Source organism: Microbacterium sp. (assembly GCF_049650565.1).
Classification (GTDB): Bacteria; Actinomycetota; Actinomycetes; order Actinomycetales; family Microbacteriaceae; genus Microbacterium.
This window is the reverse complement of the sequence record NZ_JBASAK010000008.1, coordinates 1-19,553: the sequence shown is the minus strand read 5'-3', so window position 1 is coordinate 19,553 and position 19,553 is coordinate 1. Positions and strand designations below refer to the sequence as shown.

19 protein-coding genes and 3 pseudogenes are annotated in these 19,553 nt (G+C 67.7%); 6 read left to right on the top strand and 16 right to left on the bottom strand.

Annotated features, from left to right (window positions below):
* The 3 genes and pseudogenes from WA967_RS01490 to WA967_RS01480 form a co-directional block, all read right to left on the bottom strand.
* Positions 1-344, bottom strand: a pseudogene (locus tag WA967_RS01490) (HNH endonuclease); the annotation flags it as partial.
* A gap of 142 nt (positions 345-486) precedes the next feature.
* The gene (locus WA967_RS01485) at positions 487-1,356 is read right to left on the bottom strand and encodes an alpha/beta fold hydrolase (RefSeq protein ID WP_424419130.1); all 870 of its coding nucleotides are present in this window, start codon (positions 1,354-1,356) and stop codon (positions 487-489) included.
* A 144-nt stretch (positions 1,357-1,500) separates the two neighbouring features.
* Complete coding sequence (locus WA967_RS01480; protein WP_424419129.1) at positions 1,501-1,926, bottom strand: MarR family winged helix-turn-helix transcriptional regulator; 426 nt, start codon at positions 1,924-1,926, stop codon at positions 1,501-1,503.
* Positions 1,927-1,984: 58 nt separating this feature from the next.
* Between WA967_RS01480 and WA967_RS01475 the strand changes: the two genes are divergently transcribed.
* A complete protein-coding gene (locus WA967_RS01475) occupies positions 1,985-2,917 on the top strand; it encodes a quinone oxidoreductase family protein (protein WP_424419128.1) in 933 nt (310 codons plus the stop codon).
* Between the two features lie 32 nt (positions 2,918-2,949).
* On the opposite strand, the gene WA967_RS01470 is transcribed toward WA967_RS01475, so the two are convergent.
* The 5 genes and pseudogenes from WA967_RS01470 to WA967_RS01450 all read right to left on the bottom strand — a co-directional run bounded on the left by WA967_RS01470 (position 2,950) and on the right by WA967_RS01450 (position 7,855).
* Positions 2,950-3,810 carry an MFS transporter gene (locus WA967_RS01470; protein WP_424419127.1) on the bottom strand — a complete coding sequence of 287 codons (861 nt, stop codon included), beginning with the start codon at positions 3,808-3,810 and terminating at the stop codon, positions 2,950-2,952.
* Between the two features lie 164 nt (positions 3,811-3,974).
* A pseudogene (locus WA967_RS01465) lies at positions 3,975-4,604 on the bottom strand (class I SAM-dependent methyltransferase); the annotation flags it as partial.
* 19 nt (positions 4,605-4,623) lie between these two features.
* Complete coding sequence (locus WA967_RS01460) at positions 4,624-6,972, bottom strand: ATP-binding cassette domain-containing protein (protein WP_424419126.1); 2,349 nt, start codon at positions 6,970-6,972, stop codon at positions 4,624-4,626.
* Between the two features lie 18 nt (positions 6,973-6,990).
* Positions 6,991-7,401 (bottom strand): VOC family protein, encoded by a 411-nt coding sequence (locus WA967_RS01455; RefSeq protein WP_424419125.1) that lies wholly within the window; start codon positions 7,399-7,401, stop codon positions 6,991-6,993.
* A gap of 10 nt (positions 7,402-7,411) precedes the next feature.
* Positions 7,412-7,855, bottom strand: coding sequence for a helix-turn-helix transcriptional regulator (locus WA967_RS01450; protein ID WP_424419124.1), 444 nt, complete (start codon positions 7,853-7,855; stop codon positions 7,412-7,414).
* 123 nt (positions 7,856-7,978) lie between these two features.
* Between WA967_RS01450 and WA967_RS01445 the strand changes: the two genes are divergently transcribed.
* Positions 7,979-8,566 (top strand): HdeD family acid-resistance protein, encoded by a 588-nt coding sequence (locus WA967_RS01445; protein WP_424419123.1) that lies wholly within the window; start codon positions 7,979-7,981, stop codon positions 8,564-8,566.
* A 60-nt stretch (positions 8,567-8,626) separates the two neighbouring features.
* Here WA967_RS01445 and WA967_RS01440 read toward each other — a convergent pair whose 3' ends face one another.
* The gene (locus WA967_RS01440) at positions 8,627-9,391 is read right to left on the bottom strand and encodes an SDR family oxidoreductase (RefSeq protein WP_424419122.1); all 765 of its coding nucleotides are present in this window, start codon (positions 9,389-9,391) and stop codon (positions 8,627-8,629) included.
* An 89-nt stretch (positions 9,392-9,480) separates the two neighbouring features.
* Here WA967_RS01440 and WA967_RS01435 point away from each other — a divergent pair, with 89 nt between their 5' ends.
* From WA967_RS01435 to WA967_RS01420, 4 genes are all read left to right on the top strand, one after another.
* Positions 9,481-9,942: an NfeD family protein gene (locus WA967_RS01435; RefSeq protein ID WP_424419121.1), complete on the top strand. Its 462-nt coding sequence runs from the start codon at positions 9,481-9,483 to the stop codon at positions 9,940-9,942.
* Positions 9,943-9,950: 8 nt separating this feature from the next.
* The gene (locus WA967_RS01430; protein ID WP_424419120.1) at positions 9,951-10,880 is read left to right on the top strand and encodes an SPFH domain-containing protein; all 930 of its coding nucleotides are present in this window, start codon (positions 9,951-9,953) and stop codon (positions 10,878-10,880) included.
* Entirely contained in the window at positions 10,877-11,641 is a 765-nt protein-coding gene (locus tag WA967_RS01425; protein ID WP_424419119.1) for a glycerophosphodiester phosphodiesterase family protein, read from the top strand. Before WA967_RS01430 ends, WA967_RS01425 begins: the two co-directional genes overlap by 4 nt.
* A 113-nt stretch (positions 11,642-11,754) precedes the next feature.
* Complete coding sequence (locus WA967_RS01420) at positions 11,755-12,138, top strand: RNA polymerase-binding protein RbpA (protein ID WP_424419118.1); 384 nt, start codon at positions 11,755-11,757, stop codon at positions 12,136-12,138.
* Position 12,139: 1 nt separating this feature from the next.
* On the opposite strand, the gene lnt is transcribed toward WA967_RS01420, so the two are convergent.
* From lnt to WA967_RS01385, 7 genes and pseudogenes are all read right to left on the bottom strand, one after another.
* Positions 12,140-13,672, bottom strand: coding sequence for an apolipoprotein N-acyltransferase (gene lnt / locus WA967_RS01415; RefSeq protein ID WP_424419117.1), 1,533 nt, complete (start codon positions 13,670-13,672; stop codon positions 12,140-12,142).
* Positions 13,669-16,143 carry a DEAD/DEAH box helicase gene (locus WA967_RS01410; protein WP_424419116.1) on the bottom strand — a complete coding sequence of 825 codons (2,475 nt, stop codon included), beginning with the start codon at positions 16,141-16,143 and terminating at the stop codon, positions 13,669-13,671. Before WA967_RS01410 ends, lnt begins: the two co-directional genes overlap by 4 nt.
* A complete protein-coding gene (gene tatC / locus WA967_RS01405) occupies positions 16,140-16,904 on the bottom strand; it encodes a twin-arginine translocase subunit TatC (RefSeq protein WP_424419115.1) in 765 nt (254 codons plus the stop codon). Before tatC ends, WA967_RS01410 begins: the two co-directional genes overlap by 4 nt.
* A 54-nt stretch (positions 16,905-16,958) precedes the next feature.
* A complete protein-coding gene (locus tag WA967_RS01400) occupies positions 16,959-17,219 on the bottom strand; it encodes a twin-arginine translocase TatA/TatE family subunit (protein ID WP_424419114.1) in 261 nt (86 codons plus the stop codon).
* A gap of 29 nt (positions 17,220-17,248) precedes the next feature.
* On the bottom strand, positions 17,249-18,235 hold the full coding sequence (locus WA967_RS01395) for a helix-turn-helix transcriptional regulator (protein WP_424419113.1): 987 nt from the start codon (positions 18,233-18,235) through the stop codon (positions 17,249-17,251).
* Positions 18,232-19,170 carry a helix-turn-helix transcriptional regulator gene (locus tag WA967_RS01390; protein ID WP_424419131.1) on the bottom strand — a complete coding sequence of 313 codons (939 nt, stop codon included), beginning with the start codon at positions 19,168-19,170 and terminating at the stop codon, positions 18,232-18,234. Before WA967_RS01390 ends, WA967_RS01395 begins: the two co-directional genes overlap by 4 nt.
* 53 nt (positions 19,171-19,223) lie before the next feature.
* A pseudogene (locus tag WA967_RS01385) lies at positions 19,224-19,553 on the bottom strand (hypothetical protein); the annotation flags it as partial.

Sequence of the window (19,553 nt, the reverse complement as noted above, 5' to 3'; positions counted from 1 at the left end):
TGGGACTCCCGCAGGATCTCCCGCACATGCGAGCCCGTGACCCGCCCCTGGGTGAAGGCGGCGTGCACGGCGGGGAACTGGGTGAGCATCCGCGCATCCGTGAATGCGAACACCACGGCCCCGTGTGGGAGGCGCCCCGCGGCCGCGTACTCGGCGATCATCGACTTCTCAATCACCTGCGAATGCGCAGGCTCCACCCGCACTTCCTCCTCGAACAGCACCCACCGCTCCGCCAGCAGCCCGGCGGCCTCCGCCTGCAGACGGGCGATCTCACGCTGCTTCGACACCCACGCATCCAGCAACGCGATGCGCTGCTGGAGGAGAGCCTCGGAGTCGGAAACCATACCCCCAGTGTAGTACACATGTTCGAACCAGGGAAGAGGTTCAGACGCTTCCATTCCGGATGTGAACGGCAATTCCCTGTTCTCAGCCGCTCCACGACGATCGAAACGGACGGGGGAGTGGTCAGCACCTCCCGGACGGACTTCAATCAGGCAATACCGCGTCGACTGTGCTGCTATGCGACGGTCGGGCAGGAGTGGCCTCACCTGTCAGCCAATCGTCCACGATCCGGTAGAAGGCATCAGGCTGCTCGACCCACGGGTAGTGACCGCAGTCATCGATCACCGCCAGCTCCGCGTGCAGCGCACGAGCGTAATCGACCACGGGCTGCCGCCCGGTCAGTACATCATTTCCGCCACCGATCACAAGGGTCGGTGGCATCACAGCGCCGCAGATCCGTGAGACGACGTCGACGGGGATGTCGGTGAACCACGCCGATACGGCAGCCAGATTCATCACGCCGACACCCGCGTGCGCTTGCTCGTGGCGGGTCCAGTGCGCGTACGTGGCGGCCGCTTGCCGGCGGAACAAGCGCATGAAGGCCGCGTCGGTGTCGGGATCGTCGAGTTCCAGGGCTTCGAGCGCGTCAGCCACCTCTGGATCGTCACGGTCGAGTTCGATGACCCCGACATCCTCGGTCGTGCCACTGAGCCAGGAAGCAGGAGGCGTCACGAGCGCCAGAGACTGCAGGCGGTCGGGGAAACGCGCAGCCGCGGCCAGTGCAAGCCGCGTGGCCGCCGAATGTGCGACCACTCTCACTTGTCGCACACCGAGCGCGTCCGCGAGCGCCACGACATCATCGGCATCCGCCCACCAGCCATGTGAAAGCCCACCCGACAGGGGAGTACCGCGCGGATGCAGCACCACCAGGTTGTACGTGCCGGCCAGGCCTGCGAGATCGCCGAGGTACTCGAATCCACGGCAGGGACCACCAGGCAGGACGACGACGGGCTCTCCGTCCCTGGCGCCGATCTGACTGACAGCGAAAGGGAGATCCAGATCGTCGACGGCCACGCTCCACTCTGGCACGCATTCCGCGCCGTTGCATAGGAAAGCGCGGCGGAGTGGGTACGACCGTCCGAGGATGCATCGCTCCTGTCAGCCGAAGTTCGCGTTAGTTGACATAATGTGCATTATCGGCGAACCGCCCACCGTCACTCAGGCCGCGAGCGTGAGCCGCAGCAGGCCTCCCAGCTGTGTGCGCTGTTCAGCATCGAGTCCCGCGAGCATCGGCTCGAGCTCGCGGCGGATCTTGTCGTACAGACGCTCTGTCACCGCATGCCCGTCCGGCGTCAGGAAGACCTCGACGGCGCGACGATCGTCGGCGCTGCGCGCCCGCGCCAGGAATCCTCGCTTCTCGGCACGATCGATCAGCCCGGAGATCGTCGACTTGTCCAGCCCCAGGTGCGCCGCGAGCTCCGTCACACGCGGCCGTCGATCACGCAGGATGCCGAACACCCGCAGCTGAGTCAGCGACAGGTCGTTCTCGGCGCCCACTCGCGACAGCACACCGGTCACCTGGAACGTGGCCTGGACGAGCGCGTCCATCACGTGCTCCCCCGCGACATCCTCTTCACTTGACATAGTTGGGATTGCCCACCATTCTTAACTGGTTCGTGTTCCCAACCATATCGGAGAAGCCATGCACGCCGCCATCCTCACCGCCCCAGATCGCCTTCCTGTCTACGCCGAGCACCCCGATGCTCAGGCGTCGCGGCCCGGCTCCGCCGTCGTCGATGTGCTCGCCGCCGGCCTGCACCACCTCACCCGTGCCAAGGCCACCGGATCGCACTACAGCAGCGGAGCCTCTTTCCCGCTCGTGCCCGGCGTCGACGGCGTCGTGCGTGATGAGACTGGCGCGCTGAGGTACGTCGTGCTGGATGACAGCCGTCTGGGCACCTTTGCCGATCGCACCGTGATCGACGTGCAGCGCAGTGTGCTGCTGCCCACCGGCGTCGACCCCGTGACCATCGCGGCCGCGATGAACCCCGCGATGTCGTCGTGGGTGGCACTGCGGCGGCGCATCTCGATGCCGCAGAACGCACGCGTGCTGGTGATCGGCGCGACAGGCGCTGCCGGCCGGCTGGCCGTGCAGGTGGCCAAGCTGTTCGGCGCCTCCCACGTGACCGCCGTCGGCCGCGATCTCGACCGCCTGTCGACCCTGAGCGGGCTGGGCGCCGACGAGCTCGTTCCCCTCACGGATCTCGCTGCGGCTGCCAACGCCGACGTGGTGCTGGACTACATCTGGGGCGAGCCCGTGGCATCCGCTCTCATCCCGATGCTCACCCGGCGACGCGACCGCTCGGCGCCGCTCACGTGGATCCAGCTCGGCTCGATGGCGGGTGAGACGGCCGCCATACCCGCCGCGGCGCTGCGCTCGGCACGTCTCGAGTTCGTCGGCAGCGGAATCGGCTCGGTGAAGGCGCGCGACATCATCACCGAGCTGCCCGCCCTCGCCGACGCACTCACCTCCGGCGCACTGTCGGTCGACGTGCGCGCCGTGTCGCTCAGCCTCGTCGAGGACTACTGGAACGCGCCGGTCGAAGAGCGCGTCGTCTTCCTGCCGGGATCGTGACGCGCCGGCACCGACCCCAGCGCGGCACCGGCTCACCTCGACAGGGAGGGCTGCGACGGGTCCTTCCGGTTCACGACACCGTCGAACAGTCGCACGATCTCCTCGACGGAGCGCCCCTTCGTCTCGGGGACGAAGAAGTAGACGAAGAGCACACCCACGACGCACAGCACGGCGAACAGGATCATCACCCAGCCGAGCCCGATGCCGACCTGCAGGATCGGGAACGCGAGCACGAGACCGTAGTTCGCCAGCCAGTCCACGGCCGCGCCGATCCCCGAGGCGCGGCCGCGGACGGCGGTCGGGAACACCTCGCCCTGCAGCAGCCAGCCCGTGCCGCCGATGCCGATCGCGAAGCAGGCGATGAACAGCGAGAACCCGACCATGATCACGATGAGCTGCGGCACGCCGTTCATGAACGATGCACCGTACGCTCCGACCAGCAGGAAGACCGCCATGCCGATGTAGGCGCTGATCGCCAGCCGGCGCCTGCCGATGCTGTCGATGAACAGGTAGGCGAAGTATGTCGCCACGACGTTGACCACGGCCAGGATGCCGGCGGCGAACACGCCGTAGATCTCCGACTGCACGACGCTGGTGCCAGGGCCCGCAAAGTACGGCTCCAGAAGATGCGGCCCGTAGTAGAAGGCCACGTTGATGCCGGTGATCTGCTGCAGGATGAAGAACACGCACACGATCACGAGGGCGCGTTTGACCGGGCGCGTCCACTGGGTCTTCGCGGCGACCCGCTCGTTCTCGGCACGCACCAGCGCGGCCTCCGCACGCACCTGCTCCTCGGGGGCATGGAGCCCCAGCATGCGGAACGCCTTGAGTGCCTTGTCCTCCTTGCCGTGCTCCAGCAGCCAGCGCGGCGATTCCGGCATCCGTGCGCGCATGAGCAGCGAGATGATCGCCGGGATGAACCCGATGCCCAGCAGGATGCGCCAGTGGATGCCGCGCGCGCCACGGTCAGCGCGGCATCGCGAACGTCCTGCGCGGCGTCGTCAAGACTCTCCAGGAACAGCCCGGCCGGACCCTCCACGCCAAGCACCTCGACCACGTCGAGGCCCGCATCCTCCACCTCGCTGTGCAGCTCCTCGGCGGCGTGGAAGTGCCCGGCCGGGAAGCGCAGTCCTGGGCCGGGCTCTCCCTCGCCGATCAGCGCGGCGCACTCCCCCGGGATCGGCGACGGAACGGGTCGTCCCAGCGACGCCGCCCCGAATGCGACATAGCGCGACAGCCCCGCGGCCAGCACCATCCCGCCGGTGCGCACGACGCGCATGGCCTCCCGCAGTGCGGTCAGCCTGTCGTCGCGCGCGGCGAGGTGGTACAGCGGGCCGAGCATGATGACCGCATCGAAGGAATCGTCCGCCTGACGAAGATCACGCGCGTCACCGACGGATGCCGTTACGCCGGTCTCCTGTGCCTCCTCGACGTGGCGCAGGACCGGATCGACCAGTTCCACCTGGTAGTCGGCATTCAGCAGAGCCCGGGCATGGATGCCGGCTCCGCCGCCGACGTCGAGGACCCGTCCGCCCGGAACGACGACCGATCGGATGATCTCCTGCGTGCGCTGGAACTCCAGCGGCCCCTGCGCCGACCGTGTGGTGAGGCGGGCGTCCTCGTCGAAGATCTCACCGTAGTACGCCTGAATGCGTACATCGATGTCGTCCTGATCCGGAGCCGTCATGCGGCGACGCTATCAGCCATCAGGCCCCGACGTACTTCGCCAGGTGCTCGCCCGTCAGCGTCGACCTCTCCGCCACGAGGTCGGCCGGAGTGCCCTCGAACACCACCCGCCCGCCGTCGTGCCCCGCTCCCGGACCGATGTCGATGATCCAGTCGGCATGGGCCATCACGGCCTGGTGGTGCTCGATCACGATGACGGACTTGCCGGCGTCCACCAGCCTGTCCAGCAGCCCGAGGATCTGCTGCACATCGGCCAGGTGCAGGCCCGTCGTGGGCTCGTCGAGCACATACACGTCGCCCTTCTCCCCCATCTGGATCGCCAGCTTCACGCGCTGCCGCTCACCGCCTGACAGCGTGGACAGCGGCTGTCCGAGAGTCAGATAGCCGAGACCGACATCCTCGAGTCGCCCGAGCACGGCCGCCACGGCCGGGATCCTCGTGTCGGATGCGGTGAAGAACTCGTGCGCCGCGGAGACCGGCAGCTCCAGCACCTCGGTGATGTCAAGCCCGCCCAGCTTGTAGTCCAGCACGGTGGCCTGGAACCGCTTGCCGCCGCAGTCCTCGCACGGCGTCTCGATGGTGTCCATGAACCCCAGCTCGGTGACGATGACGCCGGAGCCCTTGCAGCTCGGACATGCGCCCTCGCTGTTGGCGCTGAACAGCGCGGGCTTGACGCCGTTGGCCTTCGCGAACGCCTTGCGGATCGGGTCGAGCATCCCGGTGTAGGTGGCAGGGTTGCTGCGGCGGGATCCCTTGATGGCGCTCTGATCGATGGAGACCACGCCCACTCGCGACGACACCGAGCCGTGGATCAGCGAGCTCTTGCCGGAGCCTGCCACACCTGTGACGACCGTCAGTACGCCGGTGGGGATGTCGACGTCGACGTCCTTGAGGTTGTTGTCACTCGCGCCGCGCACTTCGATGACGCCCGTGCGCGCGCGCACGGCCGGCTTCAGAGAAGCCCGGTCGTCCAGGTGCCGGCCGGTGATCGTGCCGCTGGTGCGCAACCCGTCCACCGTGCCCTCGAAGCAGATCTCCCCTCCACCCGCACCGGCTCCTGGCCCCAGATCCACGACGTGGTCGGCGATCTCGATGGTCTCCGGCTTGTGCTCGACGACCAGCACCGTGTTGCCCTTGTCCCGCAGTTCCCGCAGCAGCGAGTTCATGCGCTGGATGTCATGCGGATGAAGGCCGATGGTCGGCTCGTCGAACACGTAGGTGACATCGGTCAGCGACGAGCCGAGGTGCCGCAGCAGCTTGATGCGCTGCGCCTCTCCCCCGCTCAACGTCCCGGAGGGACGTTCCAGGCTCAGGTATCCCAGACCCAGAGCGACGAAGGAGCCCAGATTGGCGCTGAGCGCCGCGAGCAACGGCCCCGCCCCCGCAAGCGAGAGACCCCGAACCCACTCGGCCAGGTCCGTGACCTGCATCCGGCATGCATCCGCGATGCTCACTCCCTCGATCTTCGACGACCGTGCGCCCCCGGTCAGCCGAGTGCCCTCGCACTCGGGACAGGTGGCGAACGTGGCGACCTGTTCGACGAACCTGCGCATGTGCGGCTGCAGTCGATCGAGGTCCTTGGAGAGGATCGACTTCGTGATCTTCGGGATCAGCCCCTCGTAGGTGATGTTGATCCCGTTGATCCTGACCTTGGTCACCTCGCCGTAGAGGAACAGCTGCCGCTGCTTCTCCGTGAACGCGGCGATCGGCTTGTCGCCCGGATAGAAGCCAGACTCCGCGAACTGCTTCACCATCCAGCCGTCGGCGGTATAGCCCGGCACCTGGATCGCGCCATCCAGCAGCGACCTCGACTCGTCGACGATCTGCGTCAGATCCAAGTCCGACACCGATCCCCTGCCCTCGCAGCGCGGGCACATGCCGCCCAGGTAGATGGCGTCCTTCACGATCTTCTTCTCGCCGCCCGGCCCCGTCATCACACCGCTGGCCTTCTGCGTGGGGATGTTGAACGAGAACGCGGTGGGACCGCCGATGTACGGAGTGCCGAGCTTGGAGAACAGGATGCGCAACATGGCGTTGGCATCCGTGACGGTGCCGACCGTCGAGCGCGGGTTGGCGCCGAGCCGCTCCTGGTCGACGATGATCGCCGTCGTGAGACCCTCCAGCACATCGACGTCCGGACGCGGCACGGAGGGCATGAACCCCTGCACGAACGCGCTGTAGGTCTCGTCGATCATGCGCCTGGACTCGGCCGCGATGGTGTCGAACACCAGCGAGCTCTTGCCCGAGCCGGACACCCCGGTGAACACCGTCAGGCGGCGCTTGGGCAGCACCACGCTGACGTTCTTGAGATTGTTCTCGCGCGCTCCCTCGATGCGGATGCTGTCGTGCGCGTCGGCGGGGTGGGCCATCGGTCTCCTTCGGATCGTTCAGACGATCTGCTGCAGTCGGATCATATTGCCTGCCGGGTCACGGAACGCGCAGTCTCGGATGCCGTAGGGCTGATCGATCGGCTCCTGCACGACATCCGCACCCTTGGCCTCGATCTCCGCGAACGCCGCATCGACGTCCGGCGTCGCCAGCACGATGCCGCCGAAGCTGCCCTTGGCCATGAGTTCGAGAATGGTGTTGCGCTCCGATTCGTCGATGCCCGGGTCCACCGCCGGCGGGGTGAGCACGATGGCGGTGTCCGGTTGCCCGTCCGGGCCGACGGTGATCCATCGTTTCCGCCCGCCTCCGACGTCCATGCGGATCTCGAAGCCCAGGACGTCCCGGTAGAAGGCTGCGGACGCCTCGGCGTCCAGGTGCGGAAGGAAACTGGCATGGATCGTGATGTTCATGCCACCGACGCTACTGATCCGCGCGCGGTCGCGCTTCTCGATTCCTGATCGGTCGCAGGGCCTGCTTCTCCAAGAGGGTCGGGATGCCGGGCCCGTGACCGGGGTCGGCGCGGTACGCGCTCGGCGGCATCCCCACCAGTTCGGCAAATCGAGTGCTGAACGTGCCCAGCGACGAGAACCCCACCTGGAAGCACACGTCGGTGATGGAGAGGTCACCACGCCTCAGCAGCGCCATCGCACGCTCGATGCGCCTGGTCATCAGATAGGAGTACGGCGACTCGCCGAACACCTGCTTGAACCTCCTGCTGAGATGCCCCGCCGACATGTGCGCTCCGCGCGCCAGCGCGTCGACATCCAGAGGCTGCGCGTAGTCGCGGTCGATGCGATCGCGAACGCGGCGCAGGGTGACGAGCTCGCGAAGATGCTCCTCAGCACGGATCTCATCCTGGTCCACCTGTCGATGGTCGCACGAGTCGGGACACGAACGCTGCCCCACGCCAGGTCCTCCCCCACCGCGCAGACCCAGCGATTAGCATGACGGGAGTGCACACAGGTAATGCTCAGAAAGGGAGATCTCATGTCTGACGTGTCATCCGAGGAGAAGGGCTTCTTCTCCGCTGTCCGCACCACGCTCGCCGTCTCCGGCGTCGTCACCCTCATCGCAGGAATCGTGCTCCTGGTATGGCCGATCAAGTCCGCCTTCATCGTGACGGCGATCTTCGCGAGCTATCTCATCATCGGCGGCCTCGTGTATCTCGCGCTCTCCATCTTCTCCCAGGAGAAGACCGGATGGTCCCGCGTCGGCCATGCGCTGCTGGGCCTGCTGTACATCGTCGCCGGCGTCATCGCCTTCTCCAACCTCGCCGCGACCACAGTCTCGCTCGCGCTGATCGTCGGGATCTTCATCGGCGTCTCGTGGATCATCGACGGCGTCGTGTCGCTGAGCCTCCTCAGCGCTTCGAAGTCCAAGGGGCTGACGGTCGTCTACGCGATTCTCAGCCTCATCGCCGGCGTCCTGGTGCTGCTCTCCCCGCTGTTCCTCACCGCAGTGCTGTGGACGGTCCTCGGCATCTCGCTCGTCGTGCTCGGCATCCTGCAGATCGTCCGCGCGATCACCCTCAAGAAGGATGCCGAGACCCTGGCCGATGCGGTCCAGGCCGGCTGACCCCGTCATCCGAACGCACGTGGGCCCCGTCCAGCGGACGGAGCCCACGTGCCGGGGCGGCTACTCGGCGACGAAGTCCGAGGTGTCTCCCACCAGCCGGGTGTTGTCGGCGGGAACCGGGTCAAGCGCCGCCTGAGCGATCTCGGCGGCGAACTCGGAGACGTTGTACAGCTTGCCGGCCGACTCCCGGCGCGCGGCGATGGCGTCAGGGTTCAGCCGGTTCAGCAGCGTGGCTGTGATGGTGCCCTCGATCATGTCGCCGGAGACCACCGTGAACCCGATGCCCTTCTCGGCGAGAGCGGGGATGAGATCGCGCAGGGCGTCCTCGCCGGCGCGCTTGGAGCGGGCGACCGGCTCGTACTCCGGCATGGTGGGCGTGGTGCGGATGAAGTGCGCCTGGTGACTGGTGACGAACACCACGCGCGATCCGTCGCCCAGTAGCGGCTCGGCGGCCCGCAGCACGCTGACCTGCGCATCGCGGTTGAGCTTCAGGGCGTAGTCCTCGGCCATGCCGGACTCCATACCGCCCGAGGCGTTCAGCACCAGGATGTCCAGGCGGCCGAACTCCTCGCGCACCTGCGCGAACATGCCGGCGACGGACTCGGGGTCGGTGAGGTCCGCACCGACGACCAGCACGCGCCGCCCCAGCTCGCGCAGCTGCACCGCGAGCTTCTCTGCGCGAGGGGCCTTGTTGCGGTAGTTGATGACGACATCCGCGCCGGCCTCGGCGAAGTAGCGGACGGTGTCGGCGCCGATGCCACGGGACGATCCGGTGACGAGCGCCACCTTGCCGTCGAGGGATCCGGCCGGAAGGACCTGGGTCATTTCTGACTCCTCGTGATGCGCGGGAAATCGCCCGTACGGCGACCTCCCAACCCTATAACCTGCGTGATAGGTTGACCGCAGGAGGGCGCATGGACTTCATCGCAGGTATCGAGCAGTGGGCCTGGATCGGCTGGCTGGTCCTGATCGCCCTGTTCCTGGTCATCGAGATGATGACGCTGGACTTCACCTTCCTGATGCTGTCCTTCGGCAGCGTGCTGGGTCTGGTGTCCGACCTGGTGGGCCTGCCCATCTGGGCCCAGGTCATCATCGCCGCCGCAGCAGCAGCGCTGTTCATCTTCTTCCTGCGTCCGCCGCTGCTGCACAGGCTGCGGCGGGGTGAGGACCCCACCCCCTCCAACGTCGCGGCGCTCATCGATCTGCGCGGCACGGCGATCCAGGACGTCACCAAGGTCTCCGGCCAGGTCAAGCTCAGCAACGGCGACACCTGGACCGCCCGCAGTCTCGACGGCACGCCGATCATCCAGGGCAGCCGCGTGGCCGTCTCGGAGATCAGCGGCGCCACCGCCATCGTCCGCCCCGTCACCGAATAGGAGCACTGATGAGCGACTCCTCGTTCATTCCCACCACGATCGCCTGGATCCTCGCGATCGCGGTCATCATCTTCGTGCTGGTCACGATCGCCCGGTCCATCCGGATCATCCCGCAGGCCACCGCGGGGGTCGTCGAGCGCCTGGGTCGTTACCACAAGACGCTCGAGCCCGGGCTGAACCTGCTGGTGCCGTTCATCGACCGGCTGCGGCCGCTGATCGACATGCGCGAGCAGGTCGTGTCGTTCCCGCCGCAGCCGGTGATCACCGAGGACAACCTGGTCGTCTCGATCGACACCGTCGTCTACTTCCAAGTGACGGATGCCAGGGCCGCGACCTACGAGATCGCGAACTACCTGGGCGCCGTCGAGCAGCTGACCACCACGACGCTTCGCAACGTCGTCGGAGGACTGAACCTGGAAGAGGCGCTGACCAGCCGCGACAACATCAACGGACAGCTGCGCGTCGTCCTCGATGAGGCCACCGGTAAGTGGGGCATCCGCGTCTCCCGCGTGGAGTTGAAGGCCATCGACCCGCCGGTGTCCATCCAGGACTCCATGGAGAAGCAGATGCGCGCGGAGCGCGAGCGCCGCGCCACGATCCTCACCGCAGAGGGCTCCAAGCAGTCGCAGATCCTCGAGGCAGAGGGCCAGCGGCAGGCCGCCATCCTCAAAGCGGAGGGTGACAAGCAGGCGGCCGTGCTGCGCGCGCAGGGCGAAGCAGAGGCGATCCAGAACGTGTTCGCGTCAATCCACGAGGGCCGTCCGGATGACAAGCTGCTGGCCTACCAGTACTTGCAGATCCTGCCGAAGATCAGCGAGAGCGCGTCCAGCAAGCTGTGGATCATCCCCAGCGAGCTCACCGAGGCGCTGAAGACCATCGGAGCGGGCTTCATGCCGCGTCCCGGCAACGGGCCCGACGGCTCCCAGCCCGGCGCGTGACGCACCCGTACCTGGCCGGAACCCGGCATCCTCGAGTCCTCGCCCACCGCGGACTGGCCGCGGCCGGCGAGGACTCGTCGCTGTGGGAGAACACCGCCGGAGCCTTCGCGGCCGCGCACGCCGCGGGCGCCGAGTACATCGAATCCGACTGCCAGGTCACGGCCGACGGCGACGTGGTGCTGTTCCACGACTCCACACTCGAGCGACTCACCGGCGACCCCCGCGCGGTCTCGGAGGTGCGAACTCGCGAGCTGACGGCGCTCTTCACCGAGCACGGCGGTCTGATGACCGTCAGCGACGCACTGGACGCGTTCCCCGACACACGCTTCAACATCGACGTGAAGGCCGCAGCCGCGGCCGATCCCCTCGGAGCGATGATCGCCCCGCATGCGCATCGCGTGCTGCTCACGAGCTTCTCCGAGTCGAATCGCCGCGCGGCGCTGGCATCCGCCATGCGCGCGGGCGCGAGCATCCGACCTGCCACTTCCGGGGGAAGTCCGATCATCCTCCGGCTGAGGACACTGTCGGCTCTGGGCCTCTCCCCCGCGCGCCTGCTCGCCGGCATCGATGCCGTGCAGATCCCCGAACGGCATCGCGGCATCCGCATCGTCACCCCCGCACTGATCCGCGCTGCGCACGCGTGCGGCACCGAGGTGCACGCGTGGACGATCAACGATCCCGAGGACATGACCCGCCTCGTCGCAGCAGGCGTGGACGGAATCATCACAGACCGGGCGGATCTCGCGCTGCGCGCCCTCTGACACCCACGCGCCATGCGCTGGGATTCCCCTGTGAGTTCCGGCGAGATATCGGTGCTGTGGATGAAGCGCACAGGCGCGACCGTTATACCTGACAGCGACGAGAGGACCACACAATGGCAGATCGCAGCCTTCGCGGCATCCGGTTGGGTGCCCAGAGCCTTCAGAGTGAAGAGGGCGTCGTATTCATGGAGCGCCGCGCCACCACCTACAAGTGCGAGACGTGCGGACACGAGACCACACTGATGTTCTCCGCCGAGGCGGAGCCGCCGCAGACCTGGGAGTGCCGCACCTGCGGAGCCGAGGCCGTGCTGCAGGTCGACGGGGCTTCCGTGAAGCTCGAGGAGACCGATGCAAAGGCTGCTCGCACGCACTGGGACATGCTCCTGGAGCGCCGCACCATCAAGGAGCTCGAGGAGCTTCTCGAGGACCGACTCGCCTTCATCCGCGCACGCCGCGGTGCGGGCGACGACCCGACGCGAGAGCGCGTCGGGGCCTGACTCAGCGTCGCCGCCACGACATCGCACCGGCGGCGACCAGTGCCCCGAGGCCGAAGACCACCAGCGCCAGCTGGATCCACGGCCCCAGCAGCACACCAGCCGTGAGGCCGGAACGCAGTTCGACATTCTCGAGCAGCGCTCCGGCCTCATCCGCGTTCAGGGTCGCGACCGTACTGCCGTCCGGCCGCATGATCTGGCTGGTGCCCACCGTAGAGATGTTCACGACGCTGCGCCCGGTCTCGATCGCACGCATCCGCGCGAACGCCAGCTGCTGCAGGTTCTCGTCGGTGCCGCGGAAGTCGGCGTTGTTGGTCTGGAACACCAGCACCTGCGCGCCGTCCTGGACCCCTTCACGGATCACCTCGTCGTAGATCACGTCGAAGCAGATCGCGAGCCCCACCCCCACCGTGCCGACCTTCACATACGGCGGATTCGTACCCGGGGTGTACTCTCTTCCGATCAGTCCGATCAGATCGGGGGCCAGAGCGTTGTAGAACGCGCGATCGGGCACGTACTCGCCGAACGGCACCGGATGCCGCTTGTCGTGCAGCTGGGCAGCCGTGCCGTCCTTCGTCCACAGGAACGAGGTGTTGAAGATGTCCTTGCCGCGCTCGGTGGCCGTGTTGGCCAGCAGCGGAGCGTCCAACCACGACACCACCCGGTTCAGACGTCGGGCGGTCGGCTGATCCTGGAACGGGTCGTAGTCGATCCCGCCCTCCGGCCAGACGACCAGGTCGGCCCTCTCACCCTCGAGCGGCTCGGTGGCCTTCAGCTGCGCGTCGATGACGCTGTACTGCTCGCGGGTGTCGAAGTAGCCGGTGGGCCCGTTGCCCTGCACGGCGGCGATGCGCATGCTGCCCGCGTGCGTCGTCGGGAACTGCGGCAGCACGAGCATGGCCAGCGCGACGACCACGGGCACCACCAGCACCGCGGGGCGACGCCAGAACCGGAGCCGCACCGCCTGCACCAGCAGTGCCACGACGAGCACCAGAAGGAAGCTCAACCCGCTGACACCGATCCATGAGGCCACCTGCGCGAACGGCCCGTCGGCCTGCGTCATGCCCAGCCGAGCCCAGGGGAACCCGCCATACGGCCAGTTGCCGAGGAACAGCTCGTGCACGGTCCACAGCGCTGCCACGATCACCGGCAGCAGCACCGGACGTGCGCGGGGCCAGACGCGAGGGATCCAGCGGTACGCCAGGGACACCAGCAGCAGCGCCACACCGGTCAGCACGCCCTCGACGACCGTCAGCGCGATCCAGGGCACGGGTCCGAGGTAGCGGGCCGTCCACGACACCAGCAGCGAGAAGAAGGCGATGCCGTACACGCTGCCCACGAGCAGCGCCGACCACATGCGCCGACCGTCCAGGCAGACCAGCATCATGGCGATCGCGACCGGAGCCAGAGGCCACACCCCGAGCGAGGGGAACGCCAGGCTCATCAACAGGCCCGCAACTGCGGACATCCAGACGGCGATCCACAGCGGCACCAGCGGGCGCGCCGATGCCGATGTGTGCTCCCTCACTGCGCTCACACCCCCGCGTAGGCGACGATGCCGCGTCGGACGCCGTCCAGCGCCCGCCGCGCGGTGCGTGCGAGCTCGACGTCCTCAGCGACGATCGACAGCTGGTCCAGCAGGTCGATGGTCTGCTTCGCCCAGCGCACGAAGTCCCCGGCCGCCATGTCGGCGTCGATGAGCACGCGATCCAGCGACCCGCCTCGCGCCCAGGAATGCATAGCCGCGGCAAGGCCGGGAGCCAACGGTTCGGTGCGAGGCAGGGAATAGTCGTGCTCGAGGTCGTCGAGCTCCGCCCAGAGCCTCGTCGTGGCGTCGTAGGCGATCCGGAACGCCCCGCGGGGCAGCCCTCGTTCCCCCGCGTTCTGCTCGTCGCGCCGCGGCTCGTAGACCAGGCAGCACGCCATGGCCGCCAGCGAGGGCGCGTCGAGACTGCGCCACAGCCCCAGCCGCAGGGACTCGGCCACCAGCAGGTCCCGCTCACCGTAGATGCGCTTCATGGTGCGGCCGGCCTCGGTCAGCGCGACCTTGTCGCCGTCGCCCTCCAGGTACTCGACCGTGCGCAGCACGTCGATCACGCGGTCGAAGGTGCGGGCGACCGAACCGGTGCGGTTCTCGATCTGACGGCGGATGCGGTCGGTGTCCCGCTTCAGGCTGAAGTATCGCTCCGCCCAGCGGGCGTGCGCTTCGCGGTCCGGGCATGCATGGCAGGGATGCCGCTGCATGCGAGTGCGCAGGGATTGGATCTTCTTCATCCGCTTGTCGCGGGCTGCACGCGGACCCGCAGCATCTCGCCGGTTCTTCTTCTCGAGATCGCTGAGCTCCCGACGGATGGCGGCGTACGCCATGAAGTCACCATGCTCGCACGTCATGGCCTTCTCGTAGCCCGTCAGCGACCCCTCGGCATCCTTCACCTTGCGGGCGAGTCCCACGACAGCCCGGTCGGCCTGGAACTGCGCGAAGGACGATTCCAGGATCTCGCGCGCCCTGGCGCGCCCGAACCGGTCGATGAGATTGACCGCCATGTTGTACGTAGGGCGGAAGCTGGAGTTCAGCGGGTAGGTGCGGCGGGATGCCAGCGCAGCGACGGCCTGCGGGTCCATGCCCTCGGTCCACTGCACGACTGCGTGGCCCTCGACGTCGATGCCGCGACGGCCGGCACGCCCGGTGAGCTGCGTGTACTCTCCGGAGGTGATTGCCACGCGCGCCTCGCCGTTGAACTTCTCCATCTTCTCGAGCACGACCGTGCGGGCGGGCATGTTGATGCCCAGCGCCAGCGTCTCGGTGGCGAAGACCGCCTTCACCAGCTTGCGCTGGAAGAGCTCCTCGACGACCTCCTTGAATGCCGGCAGGAGACCCGCATGGTGGGCAGCGACGCCGCGTTCGAGGTTGTCCCGCCAGTCCCAAAAGCCCAGGACGTCGAGGTCCTCGTCCTGCAGCGATCGGGTGCGCTCGTTCACGATCTCGCGGATCTCGACGCGCTCCTCGTGCGTGGTGAGGCGGATGCCCGTACGGCGGATCTGCTGCACGGCGGCGTCGCAGCCCACACGGCTGAAGATGAAGAAGATGGCAGGCAGCAGGTTGGAGCGCTCGAGGAGCCGGACGACCTCGGCACGGTCCATCCGCTCGATGCGGTGCATGTTGCCGCTGCGCACCGGGCGCTTCCCACCGCGCGGCGGGCGCCCCGCCTCCCTCCCGGCATGCCGGCCGCTGCGGTACTCCTGCGCACGGCGGTTGCTCTCGTAGCGAGGTCCGCCGGCCGAGCGGATGCGGAACAGCTCCTGGTTGACCTGCGCGGTGGCGACGCCGGCGCGGTCGTCGAACAACGGCAGCAGATCGTCGCGCACGAGCACGTGCTGCTCCAGCGGCACCGGGCGGATCTCGGAGACGATCACGTCGGTGTCGCCGCGCACGGTGTCCAGCCAGTCGCCGAACTCCTCGGCGTTGGAGACCGTGGCGCTCAGCGAGATGAGGCGCACATCCTGTGCGAGATGCAGGATGACCTCCTCCCACACCGGGCCGCGGAACCGATCAGCCAGATAGTGGACCTCGTCCATGACGACGTATCGCAGGCCGCGCAGCGCATCCGAGCCGGCGTACAGCATGTTGCGCAGCACCTCGGTGGTCATCACCACGATGCGGGCATTGCCGTTGATGTTGGTGTCACCGGTGAGGAGGCCCACCTCGTCGGCGCCGTAGACGTCGACCAGCTCGCGGAACTTCTGGTTGGACAGCGCCTTCATGGGCGTCGTGTAGAAGGCCTTGTCGTTCGCCGTCTGCATCGCGAGGTGGATGGCGAACTCGCCCACGATGGTCTTGCCCGCGCCGGTCGGAGCGGCGACCAGCACGCTGCGGCCGCTCTCCAGCGCCTGGCATGCCTCCACCTGGAACGGGTCCAGCTCGAAGCGCTGAGTGGCGGCGAAGGCTGTCGTCTGCGGATGCTGCGACGCCAGCTGCGCGGCCGCGTAGCGGTCGGACGGCGTGCTCATGCGATGGGTGCGTCGGGGTCGAGGCCTTCGGACACCCGCCGCTTTCGCTTTCGGCGGTCGAAGAACAGTGAGAGGAGCGCTGCGGCGAAGTACAGCACGATGAGGATCCCGCCCAGCAGGAACATCGAACCGATGTCGGCGGCCGGTGTGGCGATCGCGGCGAACAGCGCGGCGATGAGCACCGCGATGCGCCAGCCCTTGACCATGGCCTTCCCCGTCATGATCCCCGCGAGATTCAGCGCCACCATGAACACCGGCAACACGAAGGAGATGCCGATGACCAGCACGAACTTCAGGATGAAGTCGTAGTAATAGTCGGAGTCGAGGAAGTTCTTGCCCACGTCGGGCACGAAGTTGCTCATGACCTCGATGACGTGAGGAGCGACGAGGATCGCCACGTAGCCGCCCGCGAAGAACAACGGGATCGCCGCGCACACGAACCCGACCGTGTACTTGATCTCCTTCTTCGTGAGCCCGGGCATGATGAACGCCCAGATCTGCCACAGCCAGACGGGTGCGGACAGCAGCAGGCCGATGGACATCGCCATGCGAAGTCGAAGATTGAACCCTGAGGAGATCTTGGCGAAGACCAGCTCGGCGAAGTGCGCGCCGCGCTGCGCGTTGATGGCGTTGATCGGCTCCGTGAGGAAGTTGATCACGGGCGTGGTCACGATGGCCGCGATGACCATGCCGATGACGAAGCCGATCACCGCGATGATCAGACGTCGACGAGCCTCACGAAGGTGCTCACCGAGCGACATCCGTCGATCGTGACTCCCCTCGGAAGGCGCGTCGACGCTCAGTTCCGTCACGGCCTACGAGGCGCGAGGTGGCGTGTCCTGGTCGGCAGGACGCTCAGGCGCGGAGGATGCTGCGGTGCCGGTCTGCGTCGGCGCCGAACCGTCGGCGGGCGTCCCGGGCGCATCGTCCTCCTTCATCGCTTTCATCTCGCCCTTGAACACGCGGGCGGACTGCCCGAGGCTCTTCGCGAGCGCAGGCAGCTTCGCCGCGCCGAACAGCAGCAGGATGATGATCAGGATGATCCACAGGTGCGGCCCTGCGAAAAGATTGCCCATGGATTTCTCCTCTTTTGGTCGGGGTTGGTTCAGTCTACCTGTGCAGGAGTGGGCTCGGGAACCTTGTAGAGCTCCAGCGCGGAGGATGCCCAGTCGTGCGTGGAGACGCGCGCCACCGACGGCTCCAGCACCTCGAGCGCACCCCCGAAACGGCCGGCGATCCGCTTGATGCCCCGGGGGTCGGCCATGCTCAGACGGACCGTGACCACGGCATCCGACCGATCGATCTCCTCGTGCGGGAACGCACCCAGCAACGGCATCAGTCGCTCGGGCAGCCGCACGGTGACGTGATCGACATCCGCCGTCCCGCCGAAGGATGCGGAAACAGGCGCATCTCCGTGAGTGATCGGGATCTCCGTCAGGCGCGCTTCGCTCACCCGGTCGAGGTGGAAGGTGCGCATGGCCTGCCGGAGGTGGCACCAGCCCTGCAGGTACCACTGCCCGTCGGCCATCAGCACCTGTCGCGGATCCACCGTGCGCGTCGTGGGCTCGGCATCCGGCGCCTGGTAGCGGAACGCGACCGCCACCCCGTCGTGCAGCGCGCGGGAGACGACCTGCTGCACCTCCGTGACGTCGACGGGAGCGACGAGCAGCTCCAGGGGGGCGTTCGAGGAACCGCGCGACAGCTTGGCCATGAGTCCGTGCACCAGGCCGGAGTCGGCCACGGCAGGGACAGCTGCCACGAGCTGCAGCCCCGCCAGCAGCGCAGCGGCCTCGCGAGCGGTGAACCTCGGCACCCGGCGCAGCGCCACATCGTTGGTGATCTCGATCACACCGTGCTGTTCGAGCAGATCCCAGTCGATGTCGAACATCTCCTGGGGCAGCTGCCAGTAGCCGGAGTCGCCGGGCAGGCCGATCACCGTGAGCTTCTCGACCATCGCACGCATCTGCGCGGTGGTCACGCCGAACTCCGCGGCCGCCTCTTCGAGGGTGACCTGGCCGCGTTCGAGGAGGTAAGGCACGAGCGTGAGGTAGAGGCGGACGCGGTCAGCGGCCAGCAGCGGCGCAGAGCTCATGATGCGGCGTCCTCTCCCCCGTGCACGGCGACGATGGCCCGGAGCCGCTCGATCACGGCCTCGCGCAGGTCGGCCGGCTCGACCACCCGCACTTCGGGCCCGTAGGTGGTCAGCTCGTCGGCGAAGATGTGCTTGTCGACATACGGCACGAGGATCCCCTGCACGGCTGGCGCGCCGCGCCTGCTGAGCCGCAGCGCGGCCTCGGTGCCGGGGGTGATCTCCAGCAGCGCCTGCTGCGACGCGGCGACCGCCGCGAGCCCTGCCATGGCGCGCTCGGCCGCGCCATCGCGCAGCCCGGAGTCGAACGTCTGCCCGGTCACCTTCACGTCGCCGACGATCCGGCTGAGCAAGAAGGTGCGCTCGTCCTCGGCATCCAGGTCGATGCCGAACAGATGCCAGCGCGCCTCGTACTCGACCTGCGCGAGCGGGCGCACGCGGCGGCGGGTCGGTGCGTCGTCGCCGGGCTTGAGGTACTCGAACACGACCACGCGGTTGCGCTCGATGCCCTCCTGCAGGGCGGGAAACGCCGCGTCGCGGACGGCGATCCGCGGTGCGAAGCCGATGATGGGCTCGTCGCCGTCGATGCCCAGGGCGCGGATCTTGCGCACCCCCGACTGGGCGTCCGCCGAGACGGACTCACTGCTCCACACGCTCCCGGCCAGGCGCAGCACCGCCAGCTCGGCGGCGGTGAACTCGATATCGGCCGGCAGGTCGTATTCGGCCTGCGGGATGCGGTAGCGCGCCTCACGCAGATCCTGCGGGTCGAGCGGATCCCCGATGGTCTCCACCGGCATCCCCAGCGCACGCAGCTCATCCTTGTCGCGCTCGAACATCTTCTCCAGCGAGTCGGGCTTGGCGCCCGCCTCGATCCGCTGACGGTAGCCGGAGACGTTCTCGAGGATCTGCTGCTTGGTCAGACCGATCTCCGTGGCCATCAGCGCCACGACGAGATTCGTCAGGCGCTCCTCCGCGGGGATCTGTGCCGGCGTCACTTGCCTGTCAGCTCCGGGGGCACGATGCCGAGCACGTCGACCACGTAGGCGGTGGCGTCGCCGGACTTGGCGGGGACGACGACCATCAGCTGCGAGCCGACAGTGGCATTCTGCACCTGGTCCATGACCTCCTTGGGGAGCGTCTTCGCGTCGGTCACCACACCCTTGGTCCAGGAGGAGTCGATCTCCTTGCGATCGGCCCATCCGACCGAGGTGTACTGGAACATCGCGAGGCCGTCGCCGACCTTCGCGCCCTCGCCCCTGATCAGCGTCTGCGCGACGGTCTTGGTCGGAGCCGCGCCGTCGGGGATGATGATGCCGGGCTG

What these genes read in the sequence shown, in the direction of transcription:
- WA967_RS01460 (WP_424419126.1), bottom strand. Translation starts at nt 6,972, where the DNA reads ATGGCCCACCCCGCCGACGCGCACGACAGCATCCGCATCGAGGGAGCG.
- WA967_RS01420 (WP_424419118.1), top strand. Translation starts at nt 11,755, where the DNA reads ATGGCAGATCGCAGCCTTCGCGGCATCCGGTTGGGTGCCCAGAGCCTT.
- WA967_RS01400 (WP_424419114.1), bottom strand. Translation starts at nt 17,219, where the DNA reads ATGGGCAATCTTTTCGCAGGGCCGCACCTGTGGATCATCCTGATCATC.
- WA967_RS01480 (WP_424419129.1), bottom strand. Translation starts at nt 1,926, where the DNA reads ATGTCAAGTGAAGAGGATGTCGCGGGGGAGCACGTGATGGACGCGCTC.
- WA967_RS01430 (WP_424419120.1), top strand. Translation starts at nt 9,951, where the DNA reads ATGAGCGACTCCTCGTTCATTCCCACCACGATCGCCTGGATCCTCGCG.
- tatC (WP_424419115.1), bottom strand. Translation starts at nt 16,904, where the DNA reads ATGTCGCTCGGTGAGCACCTTCGTGAGGCTCGTCGACGTCTGATCATC.
- WA967_RS01440 (WP_424419122.1), bottom strand. Translation starts at nt 9,391, where the DNA reads ATGACCCAGGTCCTTCCGGCCGGATCCCTCGACGGCAAGGTGGCGCTC.
- WA967_RS01390 (WP_424419131.1), bottom strand. Translation starts at nt 19,170, where the DNA reads ATGGCCACGGAGATCGGTCTGACCAAGCAGCAGATCCTCGAGAACGTC.
- WA967_RS01410 (WP_424419116.1), bottom strand. Translation starts at nt 16,143, where the DNA reads ATGAGCACGCCGTCCGACCGCTACGCGGCCGCGCAGCTGGCGTCGCAG.
- WA967_RS01470 (WP_424419127.1), bottom strand. Translation starts at nt 3,810, where the DNA reads ATGCGCGCACGGATGCCGGAATCGCCGCGCTGGCTGCTGGAGCACGGC.
- WA967_RS01395 (WP_424419113.1), bottom strand. Translation starts at nt 18,235, where the DNA reads ATGAGCTCTGCGCCGCTGCTGGCCGCTGACCGCGTCCGCCTCTACCTC.
- WA967_RS01435 (WP_424419121.1), top strand. Translation starts at nt 9,481, where the DNA reads ATGGACTTCATCGCAGGTATCGAGCAGTGGGCCTGGATCGGCTGGCTG.
- WA967_RS01475 (WP_424419128.1), top strand. Translation starts at nt 1,985, where the DNA reads ATGCACGCCGCCATCCTCACCGCCCCAGATCGCCTTCCTGTCTACGCC.
- WA967_RS01445 (WP_424419123.1), top strand. Translation starts at nt 7,979, where the DNA reads ATGTCTGACGTGTCATCCGAGGAGAAGGGCTTCTTCTCCGCTGTCCGC.
- WA967_RS01455 (WP_424419125.1), bottom strand. Translation starts at nt 7,401, where the DNA reads ATGAACATCACGATCCATGCCAGTTTCCTTCCGCACCTGGACGCCGAG.